General features: G+C 39.8%; 27 protein-coding genes. 13 read left to right on the forward strand and 14 right to left on the reverse strand.

The annotated features are described in order from the left end of the window. Positions 1-298 precede the first annotated feature (298 nt). Positions 299-433, forward strand: coding sequence for a YqzM family protein (locus MOJ78_RS14095; RefSeq protein WP_304977974.1), 135 nt, complete (start codon positions 299-301; stop codon positions 431-433). A 182-nt stretch (positions 434-615) separates the two neighbouring features. Here MOJ78_RS14095 and MOJ78_RS14100 read toward each other — a convergent pair whose 3' ends face one another. From MOJ78_RS14100 to MOJ78_RS14110, 3 genes are all read right to left on the reverse strand, one after another. Then, positions 616-2,931 (reverse strand): DNA internalization-related competence protein ComEC/Rec2, encoded by a 2,316-nt coding sequence (locus tag MOJ78_RS14100; protein ID WP_304977975.1) that lies wholly within the window; start codon positions 2,929-2,931, stop codon positions 616-618. After that, on the reverse strand, positions 2,928-3,503 hold the full coding sequence (locus MOJ78_RS14105; protein WP_304977976.1) for a ComE operon protein 2: 576 nt from the start codon (positions 3,501-3,503) through the stop codon (positions 2,928-2,930). The genes MOJ78_RS14100 and MOJ78_RS14105 overlap by 4 nt, the downstream gene beginning before the upstream one ends. Positions 3,504-3,571: 68 nt before the next feature. Beyond that, positions 3,572-4,204 carry a helix-hairpin-helix domain-containing protein gene (locus MOJ78_RS14110; protein WP_304977977.1) on the reverse strand — a complete coding sequence of 211 codons (633 nt, stop codon included), beginning with the start codon at positions 4,202-4,204 and terminating at the stop codon, positions 3,572-3,574. A 105-nt stretch (positions 4,205-4,309) separates the two neighbouring features. Between MOJ78_RS14110 and comER the strand changes: the two genes are divergently transcribed. Next, positions 4,310-5,137 (forward strand): late competence protein ComER, encoded by an 828-nt coding sequence (gene comER / locus MOJ78_RS14115; protein ID WP_304977978.1) that lies wholly within the window; start codon positions 4,310-4,312, stop codon positions 5,135-5,137. A gap of 135 nt (positions 5,138-5,272) precedes the next feature. Here comER and MOJ78_RS14120 read toward each other — a convergent pair whose 3' ends face one another. From MOJ78_RS14120 to MOJ78_RS14155, 8 genes are all read right to left on the reverse strand, one after another. Continuing rightward, on the reverse strand, positions 5,273-6,022 hold the full coding sequence (locus tag MOJ78_RS14120; protein ID WP_304977979.1) for a class I SAM-dependent DNA methyltransferase: 750 nt from the start codon (positions 6,020-6,022) through the stop codon (positions 5,273-5,275). A 13-nt stretch (positions 6,023-6,035) separates the two neighbouring features. After that, positions 6,036-6,389 carry a ribosome silencing factor gene (gene rsfS / locus MOJ78_RS14125; protein ID WP_304977980.1) on the reverse strand — a complete coding sequence of 118 codons (354 nt, stop codon included), beginning with the start codon at positions 6,387-6,389 and terminating at the stop codon, positions 6,036-6,038. After that, positions 6,386-6,961, reverse strand: a complete 576-nt coding sequence (gene yqeK / locus MOJ78_RS14130) for a bis(5'-nucleosyl)-tetraphosphatase (symmetrical) YqeK (RefSeq protein ID WP_304977981.1) — start codon at positions 6,959-6,961, stop codon at positions 6,386-6,388. Before yqeK ends, rsfS begins: the two co-directional genes overlap by 4 nt. Next, a complete protein-coding gene (locus MOJ78_RS14135; RefSeq protein ID WP_304977982.1) occupies positions 6,954-7,532 on the reverse strand; it encodes a nicotinate-nucleotide adenylyltransferase in 579 nt (192 codons plus the stop codon). Before MOJ78_RS14135 ends, yqeK begins: the two co-directional genes overlap by 8 nt. A gap of 5 nt (positions 7,533-7,537) precedes the next feature. Continuing rightward, positions 7,538-7,831: a ribosome assembly RNA-binding protein YhbY gene (gene yhbY, locus MOJ78_RS14140; protein ID WP_304977983.1), complete on the reverse strand. Its 294-nt coding sequence runs from the start codon at positions 7,829-7,831 to the stop codon at positions 7,538-7,540. Positions 7,832-7,918: 87 nt separating this feature from the next. Continuing rightward, on the reverse strand, positions 7,919-8,797 hold the full coding sequence (aroE, locus tag MOJ78_RS14145; protein ID WP_304977984.1) for a shikimate dehydrogenase: 879 nt from the start codon (positions 8,795-8,797) through the stop codon (positions 7,919-7,921). Continuing rightward, complete coding sequence (gene yqeH, locus MOJ78_RS14150; protein ID WP_304977985.1) at positions 8,751-9,857, reverse strand: ribosome biogenesis GTPase YqeH; 1,107 nt, start codon at positions 9,855-9,857, stop codon at positions 8,751-8,753. Before yqeH ends, aroE begins: the two co-directional genes overlap by 47 nt. Before the next feature lies 1 nt (position 9,858). Further along, positions 9,859-10,413, reverse strand: a complete 555-nt coding sequence (locus tag MOJ78_RS14155; RefSeq protein WP_304977986.1) for a YqeG family HAD IIIA-type phosphatase — start codon at positions 10,411-10,413, stop codon at positions 9,859-9,861. A gap of 342 nt (positions 10,414-10,755) precedes the next feature. Here MOJ78_RS14155 and MOJ78_RS14160 point away from each other — a divergent pair, with 342 nt between their 5' ends. The 8 genes from MOJ78_RS14160 to pssA all read left to right on the forward strand — a co-directional run bounded on the left by MOJ78_RS14160 (position 10,756) and on the right by pssA (position 17,216). After that, positions 10,756-10,899, forward strand: coding sequence for a sporulation histidine kinase inhibitor Sda (locus MOJ78_RS14160; protein ID WP_304981266.1), 144 nt, complete (start codon positions 10,756-10,758; stop codon positions 10,897-10,899). Positions 10,900-11,208: 309 nt separating this feature from the next. After that, positions 11,209-13,545, forward strand: a complete 2,337-nt coding sequence (locus MOJ78_RS14165) for a Na+/H+ antiporter subunit A (RefSeq protein ID WP_304981267.1) — start codon at positions 11,209-11,211, stop codon at positions 13,543-13,545. A 1-nt stretch (position 13,546) separates the two neighbouring features. Beyond that, positions 13,547-13,885, forward strand: coding sequence for a Na(+)/H(+) antiporter subunit C (locus tag MOJ78_RS14170; RefSeq protein ID WP_304977987.1), 339 nt, complete (start codon positions 13,547-13,549; stop codon positions 13,883-13,885). Next, positions 13,878-15,356 carry a Na+/H+ antiporter subunit D gene (locus tag MOJ78_RS14175; RefSeq protein ID WP_304977988.1) on the forward strand — a complete coding sequence of 493 codons (1,479 nt, stop codon included), beginning with the start codon at positions 13,878-13,880 and terminating at the stop codon, positions 15,354-15,356. The genes MOJ78_RS14170 and MOJ78_RS14175 overlap by 8 nt, the downstream gene beginning before the upstream one ends. Before the next feature lie 6 nt (positions 15,357-15,362). Further along, positions 15,363-15,839 (forward strand): Na+/H+ antiporter subunit E, encoded by a 477-nt coding sequence (locus MOJ78_RS14180; RefSeq protein ID WP_304977989.1) that lies wholly within the window; start codon positions 15,363-15,365, stop codon positions 15,837-15,839. Further along, positions 15,836-16,126 carry a Na(+)/H(+) antiporter subunit F1 gene (locus tag MOJ78_RS14185; protein ID WP_304977990.1) on the forward strand — a complete coding sequence of 97 codons (291 nt, stop codon included), beginning with the start codon at positions 15,836-15,838 and terminating at the stop codon, positions 16,124-16,126. Before MOJ78_RS14180 ends, MOJ78_RS14185 begins: the two co-directional genes overlap by 4 nt. Further along, complete coding sequence (gene mnhG, locus MOJ78_RS14190) at positions 16,098-16,472, forward strand: monovalent cation/H(+) antiporter subunit G (protein ID WP_370529723.1); 375 nt, start codon at positions 16,098-16,100, stop codon at positions 16,470-16,472. The genes MOJ78_RS14185 and mnhG overlap by 29 nt, the downstream gene beginning before the upstream one ends. Before the next feature lie 204 nt (positions 16,473-16,676). After that, complete coding sequence (pssA, locus tag MOJ78_RS14195; RefSeq protein ID WP_304977992.1) at positions 16,677-17,216, forward strand: CDP-diacylglycerol--serine O-phosphatidyltransferase; 540 nt, start codon at positions 16,677-16,679, stop codon at positions 17,214-17,216. Positions 17,217-17,273: 57 nt separating this feature from the next. Here pssA and MOJ78_RS14200 read toward each other — a convergent pair whose 3' ends face one another. Next, positions 17,274-19,055, reverse strand: a complete 1,782-nt coding sequence (locus MOJ78_RS14200) for a M3 family oligoendopeptidase (RefSeq protein WP_304977993.1) — start codon at positions 19,053-19,055, stop codon at positions 17,274-17,276. A gap of 447 nt (positions 19,056-19,502) precedes the next feature. On the opposite strand from MOJ78_RS14200, the gene MOJ78_RS14205 reads away from it, so the two are divergent. Continuing rightward, on the forward strand, positions 19,503-20,720 hold the full coding sequence (locus MOJ78_RS14205) for an MFS transporter (RefSeq protein ID WP_304977994.1): 1,218 nt from the start codon (positions 19,503-19,505) through the stop codon (positions 20,718-20,720). On the opposite strand, the gene MOJ78_RS14210 is transcribed toward MOJ78_RS14205, so the two are convergent. Then, entirely contained in the window at positions 20,707-21,279 is a 573-nt protein-coding gene (locus MOJ78_RS14210; RefSeq protein WP_304977995.1) for an HAD-IA family hydrolase, read from the reverse strand. The genes MOJ78_RS14205 and MOJ78_RS14210 overlap by 14 nt on opposite strands. A 3-nt stretch (positions 21,280-21,282) precedes the next feature. Next, positions 21,283-21,624 (reverse strand): hypothetical protein, encoded by a 342-nt coding sequence (locus tag MOJ78_RS14215; RefSeq protein WP_304977996.1) that lies wholly within the window; start codon positions 21,622-21,624, stop codon positions 21,283-21,285. A 270-nt stretch (positions 21,625-21,894) separates the two neighbouring features. Here MOJ78_RS14215 and MOJ78_RS14220 point away from each other — a divergent pair, with 270 nt between their 5' ends. Together MOJ78_RS14220 and MOJ78_RS14225 are read left to right on the forward strand one after the other, a co-directional pair. Next, entirely contained in the window at positions 21,895-23,586 is a 1,692-nt protein-coding gene (locus MOJ78_RS14220; RefSeq protein ID WP_304977997.1) for a M3 family oligoendopeptidase, read from the forward strand. 322 nt (positions 23,587-23,908) lie between these two features. Continuing rightward, positions 23,909-25,192 carry a hemolysin family protein gene (locus MOJ78_RS14225; protein ID WP_304977998.1) on the forward strand — a complete coding sequence of 428 codons (1,284 nt, stop codon included), beginning with the start codon at positions 23,909-23,911 and terminating at the stop codon, positions 25,190-25,192. The last annotated feature ends 19 nt before the right edge of the window (positions 25,193-25,211 follow it).

Below are 25,211 nucleotides of genomic sequence, written 5' to 3' on the forward strand. Positions count from 1 at the left end.
TGGTCAAAGAGTTAAAACTCCTTGTGAGCCATCCCCATTTATATAAACGTTAACTGCTAAGACCCGGGATACCTAACCGTTAACGATAATATCTTCCCCGTAAGCTTATTGTTATGATATCCTATGCAGGGTGAAACTATAGGTGTCAACTCTTAGTAATATAGGCTAGAAATAAGGGAAAACAACCAAATTTTTCTCTATCGCTGATGAATAGGTTTCACCGAATTGTAAAAAATACATATGTGGATTTTTTTATTTATTTACCGTATACTTATATTGAAACAGGAGGGTTGCGACAATGAATGATTTTGAAAAAGATGTACAAACAAAAACCAACGACGTCGTTGATTCCGGCCTTGGTTTTATTTACTCATTTTTATTCTTTACCGTCATTTTCTTTATCGGTGTAATTATCAAGGCGGTTGCGCTTTAAGGATCGTAACATCGTGACGGCTCTTTTTATGGGTACATATATGTTTACTAAAGGTTGACTCAGCGGAAACTGATCAACAAGGATAACTCGGCAAACAAGGACTTCTCTAACAACGGAGCACCTTGAACCAGTGAGTTATCCTTTTATGTTTCACGAGGGTCAGCTTTTTCATGTTTGTCTGACTATTCTTCTCGGTTTAATACGGTCTCGATTTCAGTTTTATAAGGGGTAAGCTTTAGTCGGATTCCTCCATCCAAGTCGGTTCTATAGATTGAAACCCCCTGCTTTGCAAGCCTATTGATCACTTCGAGGGCCGGGTGCTGATACCGATTATCCACCCCAGCCGATATTAATGCGATCTCGGGTTGAACATGATTTAGAAAAGGTTGCGTGCTGGATGTATCACTCCCATGATGACCAACCTTCAGAACATCTATCTTTAAATTTGGGTAGGATCGCACAAATCGTGCCTCCTGTTCTTTCTCCATATCTCCCATAAACAAGAAACGGCTCTGATATAATTTGAAATAGAGGATGATCGAACGATTGTTTTTGGAGGTGCCGCTTTGGTTAGGACCTAGAACTTTAAAGGTTTGACCTCCTGTTGTCCACTTCATTCCATCCCGAACTAGGTGAATTGGAATACCTTTTTCCTGTATGTGATTTAAAAGCTGTTCCTCAGAATTATCATACATGCTTGATTTCCCATATAAAACGGATTCAACTTGAATGGAATCGATGACCTCCAAAGCTCCGCCAACATGATCAATATGCCCATGAGTTAATATCAGTGCGTTTATGCTTCGTATCCCCCTTGCCTTTAAGTATGGGACGAGTATATCTTCACCTGTATTAAATGACTTTCTTCGTTCCATCCATCGCTCTTTCTCAAATTGAAAAAACCCTCCCGAATCAATTACATAAACACCTCTGCGAAATGGTAGTTCAACTACGATCGCATCACCTTGACCAACATCAACCATGGTTACGTAACCGTTTCGATCAACGTAAGGCAGGATCCATAGAAATATAAACACAATGATTGTTACGAAAAACGGGGTTGTCAATTTATGGTAAGAAACCGCTTTTTCCCAGCGAATCAGGAACCATATCAGGGTCACGATCAGGATGAACATCATCATGCCATCTGGTCTTCCGAACGTCAGTAACCCAAATGGCAAAGACGAGCTCACTTCCATAAGAAAATGAATAAGTGAAAAGGATAACTCTAACATTTTTGCAAAAACAACCCAAACCGGTATCGGAACCCAACTGTATAAAATGAACGTTAAGAAAATCATCGGCAGAATGATAAGGGTTACTAGAGGGATTAATATCATATTCAATGGAAGCGACCAGAGCGAAAACTCATAAAAATTCCATAATACGATTGGGATTGAAGCGATTTGAGCAATAATAGATGCTGCAAACAATTGACTGAGCGTACTTTTACATCTAAGAATGATCTTACTTGATAAGAGAATTGAAACTGTAATCAAAAAGGATAACTGAAATCCAAGATGAAAAATGTACGTTGGTTTAATGAGAAGTAGTACGAAACATACGATGCTTATTTGATTAATGGGAGGAATTTTCATACGGAGAAGTGAAAGGATACAGACGATTGCTGCCATGAAACCCGCTCTAAGAACAGATGGTGCAGCACCAGTAATGATGATGATCAGTGGTATAATTCCTAGTAATCCCCATAATCCTTTTTCTCTTGTCATTCCGAACCGGAGCAGCAAAAAAAAAGTGAGTCCAAGGGCTGAGCCTACATGAAGTCCAGAAACAGCTAGTAAGTGGATTAATCCGAGGGACTGGTAATGAGTGATCAGAGTTTCATCAATGCCAGATCGATCTCCAAAAAGCAATGCGTTGACCATCCCGGATAATTTATCAGGAAAATCTTTGCTGATCTTGTTTATTTGCTCATGTCGATATTGATGTAACCGGTTTATAAAATTATCTTGAAACTGACATTGCCCTACACTAAATTCCACCGGCCTCAATACCCAATGAATTCCGTAATATGACTTTAAAAACGCTCGATAATCGAAGCTATAAAAATTCCTTGTTTGTCCAGGCTTTTCTAATGATCCATCAAACGTACACAGTATACCGGGTGATAAAGCAGCAAAAGCCTTTTGTTGATTTTCCGATCGTATTTTATAATGGATTTGAAGCTGTTCTCCATCAGACAATTCCATTCGAAACGATAATCGATCCCCATCCACGACAGGTTGAGATGAAATCGCACCTTCAAATCGGGAAGTTTGGGGAGATAAAGAGGTTGAGTGGAGGTCTTCATAATAGGGGGTATAGAAGTAAAAGAATATAAACGATACACAGGTACAAAAAAGAATCGGAATCGACGCTTGCTTTCGGGAGAGGATTATGAGGAATATCAATAAAAAAAATAGCCACCAACGTTCGGTTGTGGTTACAATCGCAATGATGGCAGCTAACACAATCATATGTAGGGAATCATTTCTCAATAGGGCTCCTTCTCCAACTCATATATTCGTTCATAATCCTGCTCGAATTCACTGAGTTTCTCTTCACTTGCTCCAAGCTTCCTTAATTCATGAAGCATTTTGGATGATAAATCGCGCTTACTTTTTGAGGTTAGATCATAGTGTTCCTCCAACCGTACTAATTCCGTTTGGACGCCCGCCTGCTTAAACAATTGAATGGCATAAGGATGATTTTTATAGTCCTTTGCATAATATACCTTTTTGATCCCTGCCTGAACAATTGACTTGCAGCATTGTAAACAAGGAAAATGGGTGACGTATATCTCTGCGTTTTCTGTGGCGACTCCAAATTTTGCACACTGTAAAAGGGCGTTCATTTCTGCATGCACCGTTCTTACACAATGACCATCTATGACATAGCAGCCCTCATCAAGACAATGTTCTCCACCAGAAATGGATCCATTATAGCCTCCAGCGATTATTCGCTTATCCCTCACGATTGTAGCTCCCACTTTTAAACGTTCGCATGTACTTCGCATCGCGAGAAGTGTACTTTGCGCCATAAAATATTGATTCCATGAAATCCGATCCATTTATTAAACAGCTCCCTTCCATCTTCTTTTAGTTTATCGATTCTTTCTTAATATAGTCAATGTAAATTCTAGATCGTTATTTTCTCTTTCATTTGCTCAAGTGTCTTTTCACCGATACCCGGTACATTTGTCAAGTCTTCAATCGATTGAAATGGTCCATGTTCCTCACGATATCGAATGATCGCGCCCGCTTTGGTTGGTCCAATTCCGGGAATCTCTTGTAACTCTGTTGCATCTGCCTTATTGATATTAACCCTGCCACCCTCCTCTTGTATTTGTGAAAAGGCCGGATTTTCCCCACTCTCCCCGATCTCAGGTACGTAAACAACCATTTCATCCTCCAACAATTTTGCAAGATTGATTCCGTTCGGGTTTGCATCTTCTGTAAAACCACCAGCCATCAAAATCACATCATTTATGCGCTTCCCGTTTGTAATCTGGTAAACATCAGGAGAACGAACAGCACCTTTTACATCTACCATCAGAACCTTGGAAGGATTTTTAGTCTTATCGTCTGTAACAGGGGTACTCGTTTCTAATGCCGATGTTTCTTTCTTAATTGTTCCCTTATTCAAAGCTGTGGGAGAACGATCTTTTTCCGTAAAATACGAATATCCCAAAAATAACGTCAGTATAGTTAAAACAACGATTATTCCGAACATCAAACGTTCTTTTTCGGTTAAAGAATCAAAGATGGTCATCACCCCTTTCGCAGGTTCGTTAAAGACTCTACTGTTTTATACATAATTGTCAAAACCATTTCATACATTTGAAGATAGAAGACGGTCAAAAGGAGGGGAGCTCATTTGAAGGTTGGAATTATCGGAACAGGGAATATGGGGTCAATACTAATTTCTGCTCTAATCGAATCATTAGCTGTTCGACCGTCCGAGATGATGATCATCAATCGCACAGTTAAAAAAGCTGAAAAGGTCAAGGATCAATACCCTGACATAAAGATCGGAAAAACAAACAATGAAGTTGCGGCGTTTGCAGACATTACCTTCTTATGTGTAAAACCGTTAGAATATTATGCTTTGCTTGAACGAATCTCGCCAGAACTCACAAGGGATAAATTAGTCGTTTCAATAACGAGTCCTATTTCAGTTGAACAACTGGAAGCACTCGTTTCTTGTTCTGTTGCAAGGGCGATACCAAGCATTACGAATCGAGCACTATCCGGTGCCTCATTAATAACGTATGGGAAAATGTGTTCACCACATAAACGTAAACAGTTAGACCAACTCATGTCCAAGATTTCTACACCTGTCGTCATTGACCAATCGATTACGAGAGTAGCCTCTGATCTGTCCAGCTGTGGTCCTGCATTTTTCAGCTTTCTCTTACAGGCATATATCGATAGTGCAGTTGAAGAAACGAATATTACAAAGGAACAAGCGACACAACTTGTTAGTGAAATGGTCATTGGAATGGGGAAACTTTTAGAAAAAGAAATCTACACGTTACCAACTTTGCAGAAAAAGGTATGTGTAAAAGGCGGGGTTACAGGTGAGGCGTTAAAGGTATTTGAAGCTGAACTAGGACCTCTTTTCAATCACGTAATTGAACGTACCCATCAAAAATATGACGAGGACTGTGAGGCAGTGGATCGCCAGATTACGAAGCAATATTAGAGGGTGAAGGTGATTCACGAAAACACCTTGATGTAAATTAATTCGTCACTGCTATTGAAAATCCTTTTTTACATTTTTATCTTACTGACTTGAAAATGGCAAGGGATGACTCAGCGAAGTCATCCCTTTCGATCGTTAAAATACTTTTTTTACTTTTCTAGCGACAAAAAACAAGCGTTCCGAATCCTGTGTCGGTTCGCGGTCAGAAAAATCAGATGTTATTGTCAAGACTTCAAATCCATTGTTTGTCAATAAAGCTTCATAAGTCGGTATTGAGTACGTTCTTTGGTAATGGTTTTCTTCATATCGTTTGTATAGATCCTCTTCAACATTAACGAAGAAGGTCAAATCATGGTGTACACTACCATCTTCAGTTCCAGGATGGCATTCCCATATATAACTTATATCATTTGAATTAAGTGTGTATACCTCTTCACCAAAAGTTTCGTTCATTTTATGAAGAGAATGAACATCAAATAAGAGCAAACCATCATCCTTAAGCAAATGATGGATGGAACGGAACGTAGTGTCCACATCCTCATGGGCTCGAAGGTAGTTTAGTGAATCACAAAAAATTATTACAGCATCTTGCTCGGGAAATCCATAAAGCTCACGCATGTCTTGTTGGAAAAATGGAATAGAGAGTCCTTTTGTATCCGCTTTTTGTCTAGCGATTGTCAGCATTTCCTCCGATAAGTCAACACCCGTTACATTAAATCCTTCTCGAGCAAGCCGCACCGATATCTCTCCAGTACCACAGCCGACATCAAGAACGGTTTCCACATTCTCCGAGCCAATCACATTCGTAAAGAAGCTCATCCACATGTCATAAGGTGCATCTTCCATAAGCCGATCATAAAGTACGGCAAACTGTTGATAGTTCATGTGTTTCACCCCGTTAGGTTAACAACCTTGTAATATCTATGTTCGGTGCATCTCCCCATAGCTTTTCAAGATTGTAATAAGACCTCTCATCTTTATGGAAAATATGGACAATGACATCACCTAGATCGATGAGTACCCACCTAGCATGCTCTAATCCTTCAAGCCGTTTGACCGGAACATCTTGCTCATAGGCGACCTCCTTTACCCCCCGCGCAATGGCTTCAACTTGCTTTTCAGAGTTCCCGTGACAGATCAAAAAATAATCGGCAACGAGGGAGATTCCACGTACATCGAGACCAACAATGTTATCAGCTCTTTTATCGTCCAGCGCCTTTATGGATTGCTCTACTAATTCACTTGTATTCATGACTTGCTCCTCCTTTGTTGACTCGCAATTTCATTATAAGTGTGTAATGTTTCAGGGTATACGGGCAGATTTCGTTTCATTAAGAACGTAATCGTATTTATAATTGCTTGTTTAACCGCTTCATCCAGGTTTTCTTCAGCAGTTTCACGCACTTCCTCTACGCCGGGAAAATGTCTTCCAGGTTCAATATAATCAGCAAGAAAGATGATTTTCTCTAAAAGCTGCATACCGATACGTCCTGACGTATGACTACGAATCGCTTGTAGAATTTCATCATCCTTGATCCCTACTTCAGATTCAACAAGATAAGCCCCTACTGGTGCATGCCAAAGCTCACTTCCATACTCCAATAATTCTTCTCCTAAATCTTCTTTTAAAATGATTTTCTGCATTTCTTCCTTTGCTCGAAATTTGGCATAGTCATGAAAAACTGCAGCAAGCATCGCCTTATGAGTATCTGCGTTAAACCGTTCAGCTAAGTCGATTGCGGTATCGACTACCCCAATTGTGTGTTCGTACCTATGTTGGGTTAAGTGCGGTTTGACTATTTCTAACGCTTCTTCTTTATTCATAAAGCAAATTCTCCTCAATGTATTTCCTTACTTCGGCTGTGACATAATAATCTGTCGTTCTGCCGCTTTTTATCTGTTCCCGTATCCACGTTGATGAAAGATCGATCGTTGGAAACTCAACCTGAACCAAGCTATCTTGATAGGGGCTTTTAAAATCCGAACCTGGTCGTTTCACGGCGATGAATGTTATTTCGTTCAAAAGCTCATCAATTCGATCCCACGTATGAAGTGAATCTACCATATCTCCACCAATAATAAAATAAAGATGCGAGGTCGGGTACATTCGTTTTAGTTCCTTCACCGTATCGATTGTATAGGACAATCCCTGTCGCTCGAATTCCAGAAGACAAAGCTCAAACCGATCCTCATCCACGATGGCCCGCTTGACCATTTCAATACGATCTTTTCCTTTTGTAATTGTCGAATTCTTCTTATGGGGTGGTTCTGCACTAGGTATAAACCATATACGATCAAGTCTGCATTGCTCGAGAACTTGTTTTGCAATCATCAAATGACCTACGTGAGGTGGATCGAATGTTCCTCCAAGTATTCCGATTCGATTGTCCTTCATCGATCTTATGATGGAAGCTCAATTGTCTTTTGATTTTTTGACTCCTTATACAAAACGATCGTATTTCCGATCACCTGCACCAGATCCGCCCTAGTATTGTGAGTTAATTGCTCCGCTACAGAGTCCTTATCCTCTTCACAATTTTGCAAAACACTAACTTTTATCAATTCCCGAGCTTCCAGTGCATCTTCAATTTGTTTATACATATTTGTGTTCGTTCCGCCTTTCCCGACCTGAAAAATCGGGTCAAGATGGTGGGCTTTTGAACGCAAGAAACGTTTTTGCTTTCCAGTTAGCATGGATCATCCCTCCAAGTTTATAAGTTGACTTGACTAACTTCACCCAAGATAAAAAACAGCAGAATGAAGTCGATCTAGCTCAATTGATTACTTTTGAAGCAGTCTTGTATTCACTATTTCAGTCATCTTTTCAAGGTCAGGCTTCCTTCCTGTCCAATATTCGAATGACATAGCTGCTTGATAAACAAACATCGGCACTCCATTTTGAACATGGCATCCTTTTTCCAACGCCTTTGTTAATAAATTTGTTTGTAATGGATTGTAAATAATGTCGCATACATACGTCTTTTGTTTTGCATTTTCCAACAAAATCGGCATTTTATCTTTGTTAGGCTCCATCCCAATCGGAGTAGTGTTAATGATCAAATCAAATTGCTCGAGACAGGCCTCTGCTTCGTTTATAGTTAGTGCTTGACCTTTTTGTTCACAGTTTACAAATAGATTTGAGGCTTTTTCAATCGTTCTATTCGCGACCGTCAATCGGGATACACCGTTCGATACTAGCGTCATGACTATTGCTCTTGCTGCTCCACCTGCTCCAATAATTAACACATTCGCTTTCAGTAGGTCCTGTTTATAAAATTGCTGTAAGCCTTTAAGAAATCCTGGCCCATCGGTATTATATCCGATTAATTTGCCGTTTTCGACGCCAACCGTGTTGATTGCCCCGATTTTTTTTGCTAGCGGATCTATTTCATCTACGATTTGAACCATCTCGACTTTATGGGGGATTGTTACGTTGAATCCTTTAAACCCTTTATCAGTGAGTGTTCGTACACCTTCTAATAGATTTTCTTTTGAAATTCGGATCGATTCATAACGCGCCTTGATACCGAGTGCCTTAAAGGATGCATTATGAATATCCGGTGACATTGAATGAACAACTGGATCTCCAATTACAGCATATAAAGCTGGCTGATTATATAAGTGATGGTCGAATATAGACCCCCACCCCTTTTGGAGCAAATGCTCTTACCCGAGCATTCGATTCAGAAATGGTTACCCATCCCAAACCTGAAAATACAATATCCGTTTTCCCGTTTTTAACTGAAAACTCATGTAGCTGCATCGGTGGGAGTTGCTCTAAATCAACCTCATTCGGAGGACTCAAAAGCTTTCCTGCCTGATTTTTGTATAGCTCATCCGCTTTTTCCAATTTTGTCCGATGGATGTTAAGATCGTTCGAAACATAACAGACAAAAGGCTGTCTTGGACCTGAGACATAATCGAATCGGGCTAAACCTGCAAAGAATAGGGTTTGTTGATCTGATAACTGAAAAATTTTCGGTTTAATTTCTTTTTTAGGCATGATCTGCTTAAAGTCTTTTTTATTAATATGGTGTGCAATTTGGTGGTGATTAATGATACCAGGTGTATCATAGAGGACACTCGTTTCATCTAGCGGAATCTCAATCAAATCAAGCGTCGTACCCGGAAAGTGTGAAGTAGTGATCAATGATTCTGCCTCTTCACTATATTCTTTAATCAATTCATTAATAAATGTGGATTTCCCTACGTTTGTTGCTCCAACTATGTATACATCTTTTCCTTTACGATATTTCTCAATCGTTTCGGCCACCACTTCAACATTTTGATGTTTTGCCGCACTCATCAATTCGACATCGATGGGTTTAACACCAAGCTGACTCGCTTCATGCTTCATCCAATGTACAATTCTATTCGGGTTCACCGATTTAGGTAACAAATCCATTTTATTACCAACGAGTAAGATTGGGTTTTTTCCGACGAAACGGTGGATTCCTGACAACCAGCTTCCACTGAAATCAAAAATATCTACAATCATGACGACAAGTGCATCCTCTGTTCCGATTCCGGACAATATCTTCCTATAATCATCGTCAGTTAATGAAACATCCTGAACTTCATTATAATGCTTTAACTTAAAACACCGCTGACAAATAATATGATCACGTGATAAGGCGGAGGGAGGCGCATAGCCTAATTGGTTTTTGGCCTCAGTTTGAATCAGGATTCCGCATCCCTCGCAAATCAGTTTGTCACTCATGTTATTCCTCCCAATTGATTAAACCTTTTCGTTTCATCCATTCTAACAAATGCCGCTCCATGTACCTGTTAAGCTTCGTAGCTAGTCCATCACTTTTAGCAACAGGTACGACAAGGATCGTATGTAATCCAAGTCGGTTTCCTCCAAGAACATCCGTAAAGATTTGGTCTCCCACTACAACAACCTCTTTATGTTTAAGATCCATATTTTTCGCAGCTCTCTTAAAAGCCTTGGTCATCGGCTTACGTGCTCGAAAGATATACGGTATGCTAAGTGGATAAGAAAAACTGCGTACTCTATCTTCATTATTATTTGAAACAATCGTTACTTGTAGTCCTTTTTCCTTGAGCATTGCAAACCATTTGATCAATTCAGGGGTTGCTTCTGGCCGGTCCCATTCTACAAGTGTGTTATCCAAGTCAGTAATAATGCCTTTAATACCTTTTTTAATCAGCTCATTCGCATCTATATCATAAACCGAAGGAACGTGTTCGTCTGGTAAAAAACGTTTGATCAACTGTAACACCTCAATATATACAATTCTCGTTTTGCACATTCTATTGTAACAGTATATCAAACCGGTACAATGTTTTTCCGAGTTCAGAAATAATAGAATTTTTTTAATAAATCGAAAAAGTTTTCGACAAATTTCGATTAGTTCTCGTTCTGTGGATAACTTTACTCACATTATGCACACATGAAAACCAAACAATCATAAACTTTATAAACAACTTACTCACAGGTTATCCACTGGTTTATGTGGATAACAGAACGATTGTTCTCCATTTCAATTCATGGTAAGCTAGGCTTACATCATAACATATAAGAATATGCAAACTGAAAATAAATATGCTACAAAAATGAGTCGGGAGGTGCGATGCCAATTCGGCAAAATCAAATGGAAAACTTATCTGATGAACTTTTAATTGAATCCTATCATAGGGCAAGAGAACTTAAGCTTAGCACCGAATTCATATCATTGATAAAACAGGAAATTGATCGAAGGCACTTATCTATGAACTTAATAACAACTCACCTGTAAAGGACCAGCTTATAAAAGTTGGTTCTTTTTTTTGCACGTTTAGAAAGTATAAATTCTTTCTAAAGTATAAGGGCAACTACGGCTCTGCTTTCGCCAAAGGCTCGGCAATCGCCAAGTATTCTTAATCTCTTTTAAAATAAACATGCCAGAACCTATATTGTCGTTATAATTACCAAAAACTGCAAATGAATAAGTTTTTAGGTTCTTTTGACGTTAAAAAGTTGATTCTTTAAAGTTTTTTTGATTACAATGAGAGTGGTCGTTTACATATTTGATACGGATTTTAGTAATTGGAGGATGTCAGTTATGTTGTTTTTTGCAATACTCGCTCCTTTTTTAGCGGCATGTGTTGTGCCGTTTTTATTTCGATATATACGAACTGTACATACTGGGTGGCTGGTTTTACCTGTACCTGGACTGTTATTCATTTATTTTCTCATGCAAATTAAGGATATTTCTACGGGGAATAACATGCATACATTTATTTCTTGGATCCCTTCTTTAGGCATGAATCTCAGCTTTTATTTGGATGGCTTAAGTTTATTATTTACATTATTGATTTCAGGAATCGGTTCACTCGTAGTTCTATATTCCATTTATTATCTGAATAAAAACGAACAATTACATAATTTTTACGTTTTCCTAATGATTTTTATGGGAGCAATGCTTGGTGTCGTCTTATCAGACAATGTTTTTGTCTTGTATTTATTTTGGGAGTTCACAAGTCTTTCTTCTTTTTTACTGATCGGGTACTGGTATCATCGTGAAAGATCTCGCTACGGTGCCTTTAAATCGATGATCATTACTGTGTTTGGTGGGTTAGCGATGCTTGGTGGCTTGATTCTCCTCTCCGTTATTACAGATACAACAAGTATTCGGGAAATGATCGAGTCCAAAGAGCTTGTCTTGAATAGTCCCTATTTTACCGGTATATTACTTTTGATCTTATTAGGTGCTTTCACAAAATCCGCTCAGTTCCCATTCCATATCTGGTTGCCTGACGCAATGGAAGCGCCAACTCCAGTTAGTGCATTCCTTCATTCAGCAACGATGGTTAAAGCAGGAATTTATCTTTGTGCACGTCTGTTTTTACTATTCGGAGGGACCGACCAGTTCTTTTTACTCGTATCAGGTTTTGGGTTATTAACGTTATGCTGGGGTTCATATATGGCTGTTCGGCAAACAGACCTGAAAGCGATCCTAGCGTTCTCGACGATAAGTCAGCTTGGAATGATAATGGCTATGCTTGGCTATGGTACTGAAGTTGCGATTTTTGCTGCGGTTTTTCATATTTTCAACCATGCGACGTTTAAAGGAAGCTTGTTTATGATTGCGGGAATCGTCGATCATGAAACAGGAACAAGGGATATTCGAAAGCTTGGCGGATTAATGACCCTTATGCCGATTTCAGCGACTCTTGCGTTATTTGGTACGTTTTCGATGGCTGGGTTCCCTTTACCGATTTTTAACGGATTTCTTAGTAAAGAAATGTTCTTTGAATCATCTCTGCAATTAAAGGATGCATCACCATTTGTGGAACAGCTATCAGCCGTTATCCCAATATTAGCTGTGTTGGGTAGTATCTTTACCTTTGTTTATTCGATGTACTTCTTTTTTCATACTTTTACTGGTAAGTCCAAAAATACCTTGGAGGTCAAACCTCACGAAGCACCAATTGGAATGCTCGTTGCACCAATAGTCCTTGTCACGTTCATCGTCGTAATCGGGTTGCTTCCAAACCTGATCAATGAACCGATTCTTGCACCGGCTACAGCAGCAGTGTTTGGCTCTGTGCCTCACGAACATATCGTGTTCTGGCATGGAACAATAAAGCCACCTCTAATCATGTCATTCATTGTAGTCGCAATCGGAACTCTTCTGTATCTTACAAGGAATAGGTGGAATGGGATATATCGCTTTTTACCTGGCAGCCTTAGTGCCAACAAAGCGTATGATGCGATCTATGAGGGAAATCTACGATTGTCAAGGAAGACTACTGATGCATATATGACAGGCTCACTTAGGCATTATGTACTCTATATTTTATTATTTCTCGTCGCATCTACTGGAATTACGCTTGTGGCGACAGACGGTTTCGCATTTTCAACCGACAACCTCGCACCGATTTCCTGGCCAGAGATATTGGTCGGAATCGTGATGGCGATTGCTGCTTTTGCAACGATCTTCATGCAAAATCGAATTGCGGCGATTCTTGTGCTTGGCATTGTCGGATATGGACTTTCATTGCTGTTTGTATTCTTCAGAGCACCTGACCTAGCATTGACACAGCTGATTGTCGAAACGGTCACTGTCGCATTATTTTTACTCTGTTTTTACCATTTGCCGAAGCTCGATACTAAAAAGCAGTCGGTTAGCACAAAGACAGTTAATATTTTAATCTCTGCCTCAGTCGGTATCGTTGTTACGCTAGTTGCTATCGCATCACACAGCTCGAAACGGTTCGAAACGATTGCCCACTATTTCATCAAGGAATCCCACCACCTTGGAGGCGGAGATAATATCGTCAATGTCATTCTAGTTGACATGCGTGGACTTGATACGATGTTTGAGATCACAGTGCTTGGCCTTGCTGCTCTTGGAATCTATGCGATGATCCGACTGCGTAAAGGGGAGGAGATAGACTAATATGGAAATCTTGATGTCAATACTAGCTGGAATACTGTTCGCTACAGGAGTGTACCTCCTCCTACAACGCCAATTATTAAAAATTATTTTCGGAACTGCTTTATTATCTCACGGCGCTCATTTATTCATCCTGACGATGGGGAAGCTAAATCGAGGTGACCCACCAATTCTTGTGGAAGGTATAGATGAATATGTTGATCCCCTTCCTCAAGCGTTAATCTTAACCTCCATCGTTATCAGTTTCGGAGTTACCTCGTTTTTGCTCGTACTTGCTTATCGGGCTTATAGAACAAACCGGACAGATAACATGGAACATTTAAGGGGAAACGACCATGAGTAACTTAGTAATTTTACCTATCTTAATACCACTTCTTGCAGGAGCCATGTTGGTTTTTTGGAGGAAGCGACTATCTGTAGTCCGGGTTATAACACAACTAATAACAATGATCAGCTTACTGGTAAGCAGTTACATTGCTTATATCATCTTCCAATCTGGTCCGATCATACTCGAAACAGGAGGCTGGATGGCCCCTTACGGCATTATTCTTGTTGGTGATGGTCTTTCGATCGCGCTAGTATTAACGACGAATATCATAGCGGTTGCAGCTTCCTTCTACGCACCAGGCTCGTTAGATAAAGGGCGTGAGGAGCATTACTTTTACACTTTCTTTTTGATCTTGATTGCTGGAGTGAGTGGAGCTTTTCTAACAGGGGACATTTTCAACCTGTTCGTATTCTTTGAGGTGTTGCTTATGGCCTCGTATGGAATGATCGTACTTGGGGGAACGAAACAGCAATTAAGGGAATCGATCAAGTATGTACTACTAAATTTGTTTTCATCCATTCTCTTTGTTATAACCGTAAGCTTCTTGTACTCGGTAACCGGAACAATCAATATGGCACAGCTTTCAGAGCGTGTCGGTCAGATTAACCAAGATGGTATTTTAACGACGATAGCGATTATGTTTTTCGTTGTTTTTGCAACGAAAGGGGCTTTATTTCCCCTCTATTTCTGGATGCCACATGCCTACATAAAACCACCTGCAGTCATATCCGCACTATTTGGTGCACTGTTGACGAAGGTAGGTGTTTATTCGATACTCCGGGTGTTCACTTTGATCTTTATAGGAAATATTGATTATACACATACGTTGTTCATTTTTCTTGCCGGTCTCACGTTGATATTTGGTGTATTAGGGGCTCTTTCAACCAACAACATTAAATTGATCATTGCGTACAACATCATACCAGCAATCGGATTTATGATTATGGGAATTGGCGTATACACTGACCTCTCAATTGCCGGAACCGTATACTACCTTGTTCATGACATGATTATAAAGGCAGCACTCTTCCTGATTGTGGGTGCGGTCGCTATAGTGGCCGGAACGTCTGATTTACGGAAGATCAGTGGCCTTATTGCCCATTATCCGCTGCTTGGCTGGCTGTTTTTCATCGCATGCATTACACTTGCAGGAATACCACCGTTTAGTGGTTTTATCGGTAAATTACTTCTGCTCAAAAGTGCATTTGCGACTGGCCATTATGTAATAGCTGGTATTGGTTTAATTACAAGTTTATTGATTTTAATATCAGTCATCCGAATATTTGTTCAAGGATTTTGGGGTGAACGAATGACCCTTCCAACAGGTAAACCTTCGATCACACCGTTGTATATACCAATATCATTCTTATTATTCTTTTCGATTGTCCTTGGGGTCGGAGCTGAATGGTTCCTCCCATACGTCCAACAAATCGGCGTTGATCTGATGAATCCTTCGGGATATGTAGACGCAGTACTAAAGGAGTAGATCATTATGGCGTTTCAACTATTGATCAATCTCGCAATCGGGTTAATATGGATGTTTTTATCGGAAACCTATACGTTTGTGAGCTTTTTAATCGGATTTGTGATCGGAATTTTCCTGTTACTTTTGCTTAACCGATTTATTCCCGACACGTTCTATTTTAACTACGTGGTTGCGATTTGGAGATTGATCCTACTCTTTATAAAAGAGCTGTTCATTGCCAATATCGATGTGCTGAAAATGGTGTATAAGCCAAAACTGGATATGCAGCCCGGAATCATTGCTCTTCCGACGGAGTTACGATCAAATTGGGAGATCACGCTTCTCGCAAACTTGATCACATTAACACCCGGAACATTATCAGTCGATGTTTCTTCTGACAACCGTTTCATTTATATCCATGCGATGGACTTACCTGATGTCGATGAAGTCATTACACAGATTAAAGAGACCTTTGAGAAAGCTATAAAGGATGTGACACGATGAGCCCCTTTTTAAATACGGTGACCTGGATATGTTTAATCGTCAATGCAATTTCAATCGCTATGCTGCTTTATCGTGCCATAAAAGGACCTTCTAATCCAGATCGTGTAGTTGCTATTGACACGATCGGCATTAACCTGATTTCCATGACCGGGATCATAGCCATTCATCTCAACACAACACAGCTGAACGATATTATATTGCTGATCGGCATTTTGACGTTTATCGCGACTGTAGCCATTGCGAAATTTTTGGAAAAGGGTGTTATCATTGATCGAAGTCGTGATTAGTATATTACTGTTAATCGGCACGTTCTTTGTCTTTTCAAGTTCACTTGGCCTATTGCGGTTTCCTGATGTATACTCAAGGCTGCATGCTGCTACAAAGAGTGCAACGCTCGGTGTAGCAGGGGTTTTACTAGCGGCGTTTCTGTTTTTCTTATTTGATGAGGATATGGTGAGCGGAAAATTGATTCTCGGTATACTATTTGTCCTTCTAACAGCTCCAGTCAGTGGTCATATGATATCGAGGGCAGCTTATCGGACGGGTGTACCGCTTTCTGATCGTAGCATTAAGGATGAACTTCATGATATTTATAATGAAAAAAAGATGGACCAAAATGATTCAATGGATTAACGCGAAGGAAGCGGCTCCAGAACGGGCCGCCTTTTTAATTTTTCAGGGTCAAATGAATGTAAAAAATACTTTCTTATTCCCTAATTGTGGCATATAATAGTTTTAATCAACTCATTGAAATTGGTTTTTCTTTCATAAAAGTGTTCAAAATGCGCCGGACTTTTGAACATCCTTATGGAGAATCCAATAGGGAGTGATCATATCATGTATTTTTTAGAGAGGTTTGACCAGTCCTTAAAACGATTTAAAAGTCAAACTGCAAACATCCTGACCTTATTAAATCTGACTCTTGGGGCTATTGCACTTGTGTTTATCCTGAGAGGACAGCTTGAACTTAGCTTTTGGTTTATCTTTCTCTGCGCTTTGTTCGATCGCTTCGACGGGATGGTTGCAAGAAAGCTCCAAATTGAATCTGAGCTGGGTAAGCAGCTAGATTCATTGTGTGACCTTATCTCGTTTGGCATCGCGCCTGCATTTTTGATTTATCAAGCTAGCTTGCACGAGTTTGGTATTCCTGGAATTGTTTTTATTCTAATTTATATCATTTGTGGAGCAATTCGGTTAGCTAGGTTCAACATCACAGAATTTAATGGCCATTTTTCAGGGGTTCCCATCACAGCTGCAGGCTGTTTGCTTGCACTTTCCTATTTAACTACGAACCTCCTTCCAAACTTTGTATTTATGTTTCTTGTCATTATCCTTTCATTTTTAATGATAAGTACGGTTCGAGTGAAAAAGCGTTAATTACAAAAGGAGTTGTTCAACAAAGAACAACTCCTTTTGTTTTGTTGTTTTGTAGCATTATTTGGTCAGGTCTAAGAATTCCTCAACATCCTGAACAGCTGATTGGATCGCTTGCTTCCAAAAGTGTGGTTTCGTCAAGTCTTCACCAAGATGTTTTTCTGCCAGTTCTTCAACTGACATTGATCCGGTATCCTTCAGTAAAGCGATATATTTTTCCTCAAATGCTGTTCCCTGTTCCTTGGCCTTAGCATAAATTCCTGCACTAAACAAGTAGCCGAATGTGTATGGGAAATTATAAAAAGGTACGTCTGTAATATAGAAATGAAGCTTTGATGCCCAGAAGTACGGATGATATTCCCCTAATGCATCACAATGTGCTTCTTTCTGTGCTTCCTCCATCAATTCCTTTAACCGTGACACGGAAACAAGGCCTTGTTCTCTCTCTTTATAAAAGCGAGTCTCGAATAAGAAACGAGCATGAATGTTCATGAAGAATGCGATTGAGCGCTGAATTTTATCCTCTAATAAAACAAGTCGTTCATCTTCTGTTTTTGCGTTTGCAACCGCTGCGTCCGAAACAACCATTTCAGCATAGGTCGAAGCTGTTTCTGCTACATTCATCGCATAGTTCTGGTTTAAATACGGTAAATCATCCATAACATGCTGATGATACGCATGCCCGAGTTCGTGAGCAAGGGTTGATACATTACTTGGTGTACCAGAGTACGTCATGAAGATCCGTGTTTCCTTTGAATTCGGGAAACTTGTGCAGAAGCCCCCAGGTCGCTTACCAGAACGATCCTCCGCTTCAATCCAAGCTTTTTCAAACGCCCCTTTTGAAAACTCGCTCATTTTCGGATTGTATTGGTTAAATTGCTCAATGATAAAGTTAGCCGCTTCATCGTAGGAAAGTTTTGTTTCCGTACTTCCAACTGGTGCGTCGATATCCGTCCAGCCTAGTTTTTCAAGACCAAGCATATCTGCTTTACGCTCAAGGTATTTAACAAATTTGTTCTTATGCTGAACAATAACATCCCACATTGTATCAAGTGTTTCCTGAGACATACGGTTGATACTGAGGGGCTCTTTTAAGACAGAGGACCAATCTCGATGTTCGTAGGTACTAAGCCGGAATCCCGCGAGATGATTCAATGCCTCTGCACAGAAATCCTCCTGCTCCTCCCATGCCTTTTCATAGCTTTCGAAAGCACGGTGACGAACTTCCGGATCTTTACTGGATAGTTTGTTATCCAATTGTCCTACAGAAAGCTCCTTTACTTCACCGTCTTCTTCGAACGGAATGTTCATTTTCCCGACGACCATATCATATAAGTTGGACCATGCATGATAGCCATCAACTGCAAGGTCATTAATGAGTGACTCTTGATCGTACGAAAGCTTTTCAACCGCATGTGAACGGCGCTCACTCAATATGAATGAATATGGATACAACTGGTCATATTGCAAGATCGTCTTCCAATCGTTATCCGATACGTGAGTAAGTATTTCATCAAAGCGAGTCCAAACAGAATGATATTTAGCACTGATTTGTTCAAGCTTCCCTCTAAGCGCAAGTGCATCTTTGTCTTTCACATCCTGGGCAACGAGGCAGCCGACGAATGCTCCCGACTCGTGCAGCTTGGCAGATAGTCGACTGATTTCTTCTACAACATCGGCCAGCTGCTGGTGACTCTCGGGATTGCATTTTTGTACATTTTCCTTTGCGTTTTCCACATCTTCTTCAATGGACATGATATAGGTCTTCAATTCCTCTGAAGCACTTCCACCGGAAAATATGTTTTCCAAATTCCACGCTTGCGGTAACTTTGTCAATTTCATAAAATGCCTCCTGTCAATTATGTAATGTCCCCATTATAAAGTATAAAGAAAATTCGAAAAAGATAAAAGAGAACAGCATCGGTTTATTTGTTCCCCTTTTTATGTACGAAGAGCACAGGTCCTCAAGTGAGGTTAGTAACAATCTATTATATACTTGGTTATCGAAATCAGATGGTTCATGACTTCCAAAAAAAAAGAACGGGTGAAAGTCACCGCGTCCTTTAATCGTAAGCACATGCGTACATGAAATAGACAAGCATTGCAATCAGTATTACCGAATAAATGATATCGTCCATACTTTTAATCACCTCATCACGGTTCTTCTCTTATGTATATTTCCACTAAAGTTCAAACATTAAACTTATTTGCGATGATCCATTCATTATAATGATTTTCATGTTATAATTAATATCATTTGATTCAAGACACAAAAGGCATGGTGATTATATGATCGGGAAAACGTTCTTTCCTTTTTTGTTCGCAAAAACCTCAATGGCACTTGCAGACGTTTTGTACATAATGACAATCGTAACTTTTATTTTTCAATCTACCGGTTCAGCAACCTATGCAGCGATGTATCCCCTTTTTCAAATCATTGCGGGTCTTTTTGCGGGGTTTACGATCCCGTTACTTGTGGAACGATTTAAATTTAATCGCCTAGTGGGGATATTGGCATTGTTTAAGCCAGTAATGTTAGCTTTATTCACACTTGTTTTTCCCTATATTTCAACGAATATGTTTGCTTTATTGCTGTTTATACTATTCACCTCATTCGTATCAGGGTGGCTTAATCCGCTTTTAAACACAATTGTCCCAAAACTAGTTGATCACGATCGACTCGTCAAGGCGAACAGCTACCTGACGTTTTCAAATCATACTATTCAGTTAGCCGGTTATACATTTACAGGGATGATTGTTGTTGCGTTCGGCACAACGTTCACGTTAACAGCAACCACCATCCTTCAATTACTTGGAACCACCTTCTTACTCATTACTTTAAAATCACTTCAAGAGTTGCCTTCAAAAATGAAACAAGCCAATTGGGAGGCTTCAAAGGAAGGCTGGTTGCTTTTATGGAACAATAAGACGATCCGCATGATTACGACGATGGATGTAATTGAAGGAATCGCAGGTGCCATCTGGATCGGAGCGATCACACTTGTCTTCGTAAAAGAAGCATTAGGACAAGGGGCTGATTGGTGGGGCTACATCAATTCGAGTTATTACTTAGGTACGATTCTTGGGGGACTGCTTGCTCTTGTGATTGCTAACAAAGTACAAAAGCATCTTGTTTTAAGTATGGCGATCGGTTCGTTTCTATTCAGTGTCCTTACTTTTCTTTACGGTATCAATAGCACACCGTGGATTGCATTAGCCTTGTGTGTGTTCATGGGGCCCGCATATCAAATTCGCGATATTGCCCAGCAAACCGCTGTTCAAACGAGTGTGCCGACTGATGTATTGCCAAAAATTTATGCAGCCCGAGGAATCTTAATGTCCACCATAGTCGGTTTATCCGTCCTTCTTGTCGGAATTGTTACTGATTTACTTGGAGTCCGTATGGTTTATATTTTTGGATCAATATTGATCTGTACTTCTGCATTGCTGTCCTTTACGTTACTCCATTTGGAAAGAGCCCGACAGAAAGTGACTAATTCCGCTTGATAAGAAGTTGATAAAGTTCTAGATAGGAATGTACTGAATGATCTGCTTCCGCATACTTTTCATTTTGAAAAATGCACGTAGGGATTCCTAGCTTTTTTGCAGGAATCAAATCCAGTTTACGATCACCTACTACGAGGTTGATCGGATAATCTTCCATTATGTGCTCATACGCACGAACATCGGGTTTTCTCGGAAACTGATCCTCAACCCCTATGATCCTGGTAAAAAAGTGGGCTAGTTGATATTCGTTTAAAACCTCCAGGACAACCTCCCGTGAATTATGGGTGACAATGAAGTTACGATCGGCAAGCCCCAGCACTTTTTTTAGATCAGGAAAGGGCATGAATTCTTTTGGTTCAAGCTTGGCTTCCAGGTTCCGTATCTTCCTTATTTGGTGATCTGACAATTCATAATGCTCTATGGTGTGCGAAAAGGAAACCTTTAGATGTGAGAGAATTTCATCCTCAGAAATTCTTTCCCCTAAAACCTTTTTAAACAATGAAACAAACAGTTTATAGCTATCGACGATTGTTCCGTCAAAGTCCCAAAGTATATTCATTCATCAAGCCCCTCCAATAAGTCTTCGATTTATAATATGTATGGTAAATAAATGATGATTGTTGCAACGATGCTTATACTCCCGAAAAGGCACGTCCCAAGCAATAGCAGGGGTTAACGAAAATTTATAAACAGTAACCTGACCTGTCTCCTTCCCACTTAAATATTTCCCTGCTGCTTTCGCTGTATTTTCATAATTTCTGGACATTGCAGACAACCACCCTAATACAAAAAACAGTATGCTCGTCATGAACAATGTATCAATCAGCAACCAACCCGAACGAACCGATAATCCCCATGAAATCAAAAATTCAAGAATTATTGTGAATAATACTAGTGTTACCAATTTTGTACGTTCACCCATCATTTTTAAAAAAGCGTTCTTCAGCCCAATTCCCACCCTTTCCCCAAGTCAAAGCTATTAAGATTATAAGAACGATAAATCCGACACTGAATAATAATCTCACCATCACATTCCCCCTTGTATTTTCATACGACCGTTAACTGGAAAAGGTTTCAAATCAGAGAAGAGGAGTTTACTTTTTAAAACCGAATACATTTAATAGTGCGGATTTAGGGATCTTCTTAAGGCGCCCATGGAAAGGAGATAAATATCGTGACATTCCATATTGAAAAAATCAACTTGAATGACATTGATCAAATTGAAGTAGAACTAAATGCATTAAAGGACGAGCCGATCAATTCGGCCGTCGAGTTGAAAAACTGGCTAATAAAACAAACTGAACTTTACGATTCAATTGACGAAAGCTTGATGGGGCATTACATTCAGTTTCAATGTTTCAGCACTGATGAAAAAGTGAAAAAGGCTGTTGAGCATGATCAGCAGAAAGTCCAACCAATGCTAAAGCGTTATAAATATTTGCTTGATTTAAAGTTCATACAATCCCCGTTCGTGTCCGAGCTGGATTCTGCCTACTACAGCAGGCTGATTAAATTCAAAGAAAATGCGATGCGACTATACAACGAAGAAAACATCGAACTAGAAATCGAGGAAGACCGACTCGTAACGAAATATTTTGAATTGACTGGTTCACTCACTATTCAATGGGATGGTGAAGAAATTACAATTAATCAAGTCCGTCAGTACTTTGAAGATTCAAATCGAGATATAAGAAAAAAAGCGATGACGTTAATGTATGAAGCGTTTGCATCGATCGAGTCTGAACTTCAAAAGATTCTTAGCGAGTTAATACAGATTCGCGATAAAAAAGCAAAGAACAGTGGATTCGCCAATTTCAGAGATTATATGTTTGCGAAATATGAACGCTTCGATTACACACCTGAAGATTGCAAACAACTTGCCGAATCGGTCTCCAAGTATGTCGTTCCTTTTGCAGGAGAGCTAGAACAAGAACATAAGCGTGAAATCAATGTTGAAGACTACTGTCCGTGGGATCGACGAGCCGTCCCGACCGGCCAGGAACGATTAAAGCCTTTTGAAAAGACAGAGGAATTAATTGATGGTACTACCACTATTTTCAATCAGATGGAACCCGAATTTGCCAGCCTTCTTAAAAACATGGATGAAAAAGGTTCACTTGATTTAGGAAGCCGGAAAGGAAAATCCCAAGGTGGCTTTTGCGAATACTTGCCAGTTTCCAAGATGTCATTCATCTTTATGAATGCTGCGAAAAGCCATGATGATGTCATAACCTTGCTCCATGAAATGGGTCACTGTATCCACGACCATTTAAAAAAGGGTATTCCACTATCGAAATACCGTGAGATCCCGATGGAGTCAGCCGAGTTGGCAAGTATGTCTATGGAAATGTTAACGATGGACTATTGGAATGTTTTTTATGAAAATGAGGAAGATTTACTACGCGCAAAACGAGACCAATTTAAAGGTGTCGTCGGCCTTGTACCTTATGGCATGTTAATCGATCAGTTTCAACACTGGTTGTACGAAAATCCACACCACACGATAGCCGAAAGAAAGGAGAAATTCAAGGAACTTCATAAACGATTCGATGGCGGACAAGTGAATTGGGATAGTTATGAAAAATGGATTGAGGATCAATGGCTGATCGTCCTTCATATTTTCGAGGTCCCTTTCTATTTTATCGAATACGTTATCGCGCAGCTTGGTGCTGTGCAGATGCTTATGCAGTATAAAGATAACCCGATCCAAACTCTTGAGAACTACAAAAAAGCATTATCACTCGGCGGCACAAAGTCATTACCTGAAGTTTATGAGACAGCTGGCATCCGATTTGATTTTTCGCAGGACATGATTCAAACATTGATGGACTTTACTAGAAACGAGTTAGCGCAATTAAAAAATTAGAATCCCAAGTATAGGTGGTTGATCCTAAAGCATGTTGCTTTTCGGGTCAGCCTCCTTTTTAGCATGGTCAATTTCACAACTTTCATGTTCAACTAACGGTTCGTTAGTTGTACGATTCCTTCATGTCTAGGGTATAATAACAGGTGTATGATAAGGAGGATATGCATTGGGAAGTACTATCTTATAGGGAATTGGAATCCAATCTGTTTACGCATCCGACTCTAATAATCGGATCTGCTTGCATGAATAATCAAACCGTGCCTTTTAATATTGATTACATAGGAGGTGTGAGGGGCTGGCTTATTGTTACGTCATCCCCCATATGGAAGTTTTTAATTTGTTCATGATCGTAATACTCATAATACTGACAGCATTTTTCGTTGCAGCGGAATTTGCAATTGTAAAAATTCGCAAAACAAAAATTGACGCACTCGCAGCAGAAGGAAACGCTAATGCGATTGCAGTGCAAAAAGTAATCAGTAATCTTGACGGTTATTTATCTGCCTGTCAGCTCGGAATCACGATTACTGCTCTCGGTCTTGGCTGGTTGGGTGAACCGACTATTGAAGATTTATTGCACCCTTTATTTGTAGGCATGGGACTTTCTGAACCCGTAACAACAACGTTATCCTTTGCGATTGCTTTTGCTCTCATTACATTCCTACATGTTGTTTTCGGTGAACTCGCTCCTAAATCTTTTGCGATTCAAAAGGCCGAGGCAATCAGCTTGTTACTCGCAAAACCACTGATCCTTTTTAGTAAAGTGATGTTTCCATTCATTTGGACATTAAACGGTGCAGCCCGTGTGTTAGTGAGAATGTTTGGCTTACCTCCAGCTAATGAGCATGAAGCAGCACACTCTGAAGAAGAGCTTCGAATGATTTTATCTGAAAGCTATAAAAAAGGCGAAATTAACAAAGCTGAGATGGAATTCGTCAATAATGTGTTTGAATTTGACGAAAGAATGGCGAAGGAAATCATGATACCGCGTACCGAAATGATGTGTTTATTTTTAGAGGATTCTTTTGAAGAAAACCTCTCGATCATGAAAAAAGAAAAATATACTCGATATCCTGTTGCTTTTGATGACAAGGATAAAATCCTCGGGGTAGTCAATGTGAAAGAAATCTTTAATGACTACATAAGCGATAAGAACAAACCACTAAATGAATACGTCCGGCCTGTCGCCCATGTCAGTGAAACGGCACCGATTAAAGAATTGTTGAAAAAGATGCAAAAATCAAGAAGTCATATGGCTATTGTCATGGATGAATATGGCGGAACCGCAGGTCTTTTAACTGTTGAAGATATCGTTGAGGAGCTTGTCGGTGAAATACAAGACGAGTTCGATATCGATGAAAAACCGATGATCCAAAAGGTGGATAAAAACAAAACAATAGTAGATGGAAAAGTGTTGATTGCTGAGGTTAATGAAAAACTTGGGACAACCATTGATAACACTGAAATCGATACGATCGGCGGATGGATTCTCTCAGAAAAAATGGAAGCTGAAAAAGGAACGACCATTGAAAAAGACGGCTATCAATTTACCGTTACCGAAAACGATGGCCACCAAATCAAAGAACTTGAAATTAAAAAGGTTTAAAATGAAGCAAAAGGAGCGG

The organism is Alkalihalobacillus sp. AL-G, from assembly GCF_030643805.1.
In the GTDB taxonomy this organism is placed as follows: domain Bacteria; phylum Bacillota; class Bacilli; order Bacillales; family Fictibacillaceae; genus Pseudalkalibacillus.

Coding starts and splice junctions, on each gene's coding strand:
- MOJ78_RS14095 (WP_304977974.1), top strand. CDS start 299: ATGAATGATTTTGAAAAAGATGTACAAACAAAAACCAACGACGTCGTT.
- MOJ78_RS14105 (WP_304977976.1), bottom strand. CDS start 3,503: ATGGATCGGATTTCATGGAATCAATATTTTATGGCGCAAAGTACACTT.
- MOJ78_RS14110 (WP_304977977.1), bottom strand. CDS start 4,204: ATGACCATCTTTGATTCTTTAACCGAAAAAGAACGTTTGATGTTCGGA.
- MOJ78_RS14120 (WP_304977979.1), bottom strand. CDS start 6,022: ATGAACTATCAACAGTTTGCCGTACTTTATGATCGGCTTATGGAAGAT.
- rsfS (WP_304977980.1), bottom strand. CDS start 6,389: ATGAATACAAGTGAATTAGTAGAGCAATCCATAAAGGCGCTGGACGAT.
- yqeK (WP_304977981.1), bottom strand. CDS start 6,961: ATGAATAAAGAAGAAGCGTTAGAAATAGTCAAACCGCACTTAACCCAA.
- MOJ78_RS14135 (WP_304977982.1), bottom strand. CDS start 7,532: ATGAAGGACAATCGAATCGGAATACTTGGAGGAACATTCGATCCACCT.
- yhbY (WP_304977983.1), bottom strand. CDS start 7,831: ATGCTAACTGGAAAGCAAAAACGTTTCTTGCGTTCAAAAGCCCACCAT.
- yqeH (WP_304977985.1), bottom strand. CDS start 9,857: ATGAGTGACAAACTGATTTGCGAGGGATGCGGAATCCTGATTCAAACT.
- MOJ78_RS14155 (WP_304977986.1), bottom strand. CDS start 10,413: ATGTGCAAAACGAGAATTGTATATATTGAGGTGTTACAGTTGATCAAA.
- MOJ78_RS14160 (WP_304981266.1), top strand. CDS start 10,756: ATGGAAAACTTATCTGATGAACTTTTAATTGAATCCTATCATAGGGCA.
- MOJ78_RS14170 (WP_304977987.1), top strand. CDS start 13,547: ATGGAAATCTTGATGTCAATACTAGCTGGAATACTGTTCGCTACAGGA.
- MOJ78_RS14175 (WP_304977988.1), top strand. CDS start 13,878: ATGAGTAACTTAGTAATTTTACCTATCTTAATACCACTTCTTGCAGGA.
- MOJ78_RS14180 (WP_304977989.1), top strand. CDS start 15,363: ATGGCGTTTCAACTATTGATCAATCTCGCAATCGGGTTAATATGGATG.
- MOJ78_RS14185 (WP_304977990.1), top strand. CDS start 15,836: ATGAGCCCCTTTTTAAATACGGTGACCTGGATATGTTTAATCGTCAAT.
- pssA (WP_304977992.1), top strand. CDS start 16,677: ATGTATTTTTTAGAGAGGTTTGACCAGTCCTTAAAACGATTTAAAAGT.
- MOJ78_RS14200 (WP_304977993.1), bottom strand. CDS start 19,055: ATGAAATTGACAAAGTTACCGCAAGCGTGGAATTTGGAAAACATATTT.
- MOJ78_RS14205 (WP_304977994.1), top strand. CDS start 19,503: ATGATCGGGAAAACGTTCTTTCCTTTTTTGTTCGCAAAAACCTCAATG.
- MOJ78_RS14210 (WP_304977995.1), bottom strand. CDS start 21,279: ATGAATATACTTTGGGACTTTGACGGAACAATCGTCGATAGCTATAAA.
- MOJ78_RS14225 (WP_304977998.1), top strand. CDS start 23,909: ATGGAAGTTTTTAATTTGTTCATGATCGTAATACTCATAATACTGACA.